The following is a 3,547-nucleotide window of genomic DNA, read 5'->3' on the forward strand; positions in this document are numbered from 1 at the left end:
CCGCTTGCCGTGCGCGCGGTGGCGGATGCGCGGCAGCTGACGGCGCTGGTCGACAGTAGCGCACGCGCTGCGGCGTAAGGCAGCCACGAAGACAGTGCGCTCCCTCCCCCCGCTTGCGGGGGAGGGTTGGGGAGAGGGTATCTCCGCAATGGGACAATCCCCCAGAGGAAAGAACCCTCGCCCGCGCGCGGGACGATGCTTCGCATCGCCCGGGGCGCGACCTCTCCCGCAAGCGGGAGAGGTGCACCACCGTCGCGGCTACAACTCGGCTCAATCTCACTACAGCCGTAACACCGGCCTGCTGCAACGCAGCGGCATGGGCCTGCTGCGAAAGCACGAATTGACTTCGTCGAGATCGTTGCGACAGATGAGCGCGGGCCTGCGGTGATGACCGCTGGTCCAACGAAAAGCTCCGGGAGGGGACCAGATGTTCGATCGACGCGACCTGCTCAAAGGAGCGGGCTTGACCGCCATTACGGCCACACTGAATTCCACCAAAGCGCTGGCACTCGATACCGTCACGCTCCCGTTCGCCAATGGCGAACGGCCGCTGGTGAAATATCCGCAGAAGCGGCCGATGATCGGCCTGACCAGCCGACCGCCGCAGCTCGAGACGCCGTTTGCGATCTTCAACGACGGCCCGATCACGCCCAACAACGCGTTCTTCGTGCGCTATCACCTCTCCGACCTGCCCTACAATCTCGATCCCGACAAGTTCACGCTGGAGGTCAAGGGCAAGGTCGACAAGCCGCTGAAACTTTCGCTGAAAGACATCAGGAAGATGAAAGCGACGGAGCTGGTCGCCGTCGCACAATGCTCCGGCAACAGCCGCGGCTTTTTCGAGCCGCGCGTCGCAGGCGGCCAGCTTGCCAACGGCGCCATGGGCAATGCGCGCTGGCGCGGCGTGCCGCTGAAGGCCGTGCTCGACATGGCCGGCGTGCAGAGCGGCGCCAAGCAGGTCACGTTCAACGGCATGGACGGGCCGGTCAGCGACAAGACGCCTGATTTTGTCAAGGCACTCGATATCGATCACGCCACCGACGGCGAGGTGATGCTGGCCTATGGCATGAACGGCGAGGATTTGCCGTTCCTCAACGGCTTTCCGCTGCGCCTGATCGTGCCCGGCTATTTCGGCACCTACTGGGTCAAGCACCTCAACGAGATCACCGTCCTCGACAATGTCTATGACGGCTTCTGGATGAAGTCGGCCTATCGCATTCCTGATACGCCAAACAACGCAATCGAGCCCGGCACCGCGCCGAAGGCGACGATCCCGATCAACCGCTTCACCATCCGCTCCTTCATCACCAGCGTGCCTGATGGCGCCAAGCTGAAGGCGGGAGCTGTGACCCTGCGCGGCATCGCCTTCGACGGCGGCAAGGGCATCAAGGAGGTCCAGGTCTCCACCGACGGCGGCAAGACTTGGGTGGGCGCAAAGCTCGGCAAGGATCTCGGTAAATACTCGTTCCGCGAATGGAAGCTGCCGGTGAAGCTCGCGGCGGGCACCGTTGAGCTCAAGGTGCGCGCCACCGGCAATGGCGGCGAGACGCAGCCGGACACGCCACGCTGGAACCCGGCGGGCTATTTGCGCAACGTCGTCGAAACCGTCCGCGTGACCGTGGCCTGAAGGAGAATGATCATGCAGCGCACCGTTCTCCTGGCCATTGCCCTTGCCCTTGCCGCCGCGGTGGGGGCGGCCCTTGCCGCGCCGGTCAATTACAAGACCCCTGATGAGGTCGCGGCGCTCAAGCCCGGGCCCAATCTCGACGTCGTGCAGGGCAATTGCAGCGCCTGCCACTCGGCCGACTACATCAAGACGCAGCCGCCGATGAAGGACAGGAAAGGCTTCTGGCAGGCCGAGGTGACCAAGATGATCAAGGTCTATGGCGCACCGATCGACGATGCCGACGTCGGCAAGATCGTCGATTATCTGGCCGCGACGTATTGACGGATGGCGCGCAGCATCGGGCCATTTGACCGCGAAACGGGCAAAACCGGTAAAAGCGCCGCGAAGTTGAGCGGAATTCGGCGAAATGCTGATGTGGTTTGAGCTACCAAGCCCGCCACATTCCGCGTATCCTGTTAGGACCGAACCGGCCGGTTGGCGGGGACTGGCGGTTCGAGATCTCGGAGGAAGACCCGCGGAGAAGTCGTGATGGCTAAAGGTACGGTCAAGTGGTTCAACCCGACGAAGGGTTATGGATTTATCCAGCCTGCGTCGGGCGGCAAGGATGTGTTCGTGCATATCTCGGCAGTGCAGAAAGCCGGTTTGTCCTCCCTCAATGAGGGGCAGACGGTGGAATACGAAGAGATCGCAAACCGGGGCAAGACCTCCGCAGAGAACCTCAAAGTCTAAGCCCGCCAGCTTTTGCTGCCTCCCGGATCTGTCCGGGAGCCGGGCCAAAAAAATTTTAGAAGACGGTGAGTGCATTCGACGACAGGCGTTGCGATTGCACACGGAGAGCTATTTTTCGCGCGAAGACCGCTCGTTCAACGCCACAGCAATGACAATCGCGACGGCATTTCGTCAGCCCACCGGCAACGGTGCGTCGCGCTTGATCTCTTCCATCACCGCATAGGTCCGCGTCTCGCGCACGCCCGGCATCGACAGCAGGGTCTCGCCGAGGAAGCGTCGATAGGCGGTCATGTCCGCAAGCCGCGCCTTCACAAGATAGTCGAAGCCGCCGGCAACCATGTGACACTCCAGCACTTCGGGCGCGAGCTTCACCGCGCGCGCAAACCGCTCGAAATTATCCGGCGTGGTCTTGTCGAGCAGCACCTCGACGAACACCAGGAGCCCGAGGCCGAGCCGGTGTGGGTTGAGCCGCGCGCCATAGCCCTCGACAAAGCCCTCCCGCTGCAACCGCTTCAGCCGCTCGCCGACCGAGGTGGGCGACAGCCCGATGCGCTCGGCGAGGTCGACATTGGCGATGCGCCCGTCCTCCTGCAGAATGGAGAGGATTCTCCGGTCGATTCGATCCAGTTCCATGGTTTATGCGGTCAAATGGCTTATGATCTTCACTTTCTAAGGCAAACCAGCTAGATTGTCTATCGAACTACGGTAACGCCGGCATTATCCTGGATTGCAGCCACAGGACCCGCCATGCCGAACATTCCGCCGCCCTTCACCGCCCCCTACGCAGCCGATGACGCCGAGATCGCCGCGCGCCTGTTGCCGGCGTCGCATCTGTCCCCGCCGCAGGAGACGCGGATCGACCGCACCGCGACGCGGCTGATCGAGGCGATCCGCAAGCGCGACGACCGGCTCGGTGGGGTCGAGGACATGCTGCGGGAGTTCGCACTGTCGACCAAGGAAGGGCTCGCGCTGATGGTGCTGGCCGAGGCGCTGCTGCGCGTGCCCGACGCGCGCACCGCCGACCAGTTCATCGAGGACAAGCTCGGCGAGGGTGACTTCATCCACCACGAGACCAAGTCCACCGCCTTCCTGGTCAACGCCTCGGCCTGGGCGCTCGGCCTGTCGGCGCGGGTGATCCAGCCCGGCGAAACGCCCGACGGCACCATCGGCCGGCTGGTGAAGCGACTCGGC

The 3,547-nt window shown here is 63.4% G+C and carries 4 protein-coding genes and 1 pseudogene; 4 read left to right on the forward strand and 1 reads right to left on the reverse strand.

Annotated features, from left to right (window positions below; translation table 11 throughout):
* Window positions 1-427: 427 nt before the first annotated feature.
* The 3 genes from MOV74_RS33900 to MOV74_RS33910 all read left to right on the forward strand — a co-directional run bounded on the left by MOV74_RS33900 (window position 428) and on the right by MOV74_RS33910 (window position 2,356).
* Window positions 428-1,627 (forward strand): molybdopterin-dependent oxidoreductase, encoded by a 1,200-nt coding sequence (locus MOV74_RS33900; RefSeq protein WP_246931339.1) that lies wholly within the window; start codon window positions 428-430, stop codon window positions 1,625-1,627.
* Window positions 1,628-1,639: 12 nt separating this feature from the next.
* Window positions 1,640-1,948: a cytochrome c gene (locus MOV74_RS33905; RefSeq protein ID WP_246931340.1), complete on the forward strand. Its 309-nt coding sequence runs from the start codon at window positions 1,640-1,642 to the stop codon at window positions 1,946-1,948.
* 207 nt (window positions 1,949-2,155) lie between these two features.
* Entirely contained in the window at window positions 2,156-2,356 is a 201-nt protein-coding gene (locus tag MOV74_RS33910) for a cold-shock protein (RefSeq protein ID WP_008134691.1), read from the forward strand.
* Between the two features lie 171 nt (window positions 2,357-2,527).
* On the opposite strand, the gene MOV74_RS33915 is transcribed toward MOV74_RS33910, so the two are convergent.
* The gene (locus MOV74_RS33915; RefSeq protein ID WP_246931341.1) at window positions 2,528-2,989 is read right to left on the reverse strand and encodes an Lrp/AsnC ligand binding domain-containing protein; all 462 of its coding nucleotides are present in this window, start codon (window positions 2,987-2,989) and stop codon (window positions 2,528-2,530) included.
* Window positions 2,990-3,103: 114 nt separating this feature from the next.
* Between MOV74_RS33915 and MOV74_RS33920 the strand changes: the two are divergent.
* Window positions 3,104-3,547 (forward strand): annotated as a pseudogene (locus tag MOV74_RS33920) (bifunctional proline dehydrogenase/L-glutamate gamma-semialdehyde dehydrogenase); the annotation flags it as partial.

Origin of the sequence: Bradyrhizobium sp. SHOUNA76 (assembly GCF_023006445.1) — a bacterium.
Lineage (GTDB): Bacteria > Pseudomonadota > Alphaproteobacteria > Rhizobiales > Xanthobacteraceae > Bradyrhizobium.

Bases quoted from the DNA above. Each gene is read 5' to 3' on its own strand.
- MOV74_RS33900 (WP_246931339.1), top strand. From the start codon at position 428: ATGTTCGATCGACGCGACCTGCTCAAAGGAGCGGGCTTGACCGCCATT.
- MOV74_RS33905 (WP_246931340.1), top strand. From the start codon at position 1,640: ATGCAGCGCACCGTTCTCCTGGCCATTGCCCTTGCCCTTGCCGCCGCG.
- MOV74_RS33910 (WP_008134691.1), top strand. From the start codon at position 2,156: ATGGCTAAAGGTACGGTCAAGTGGTTCAACCCGACGAAGGGTTATGGA.
- MOV74_RS33915 (WP_246931341.1), bottom strand. From the start codon at position 2,989: ATGGAACTGGATCGAATCGACCGGAGAATCCTCTCCATTCTGCAGGAG.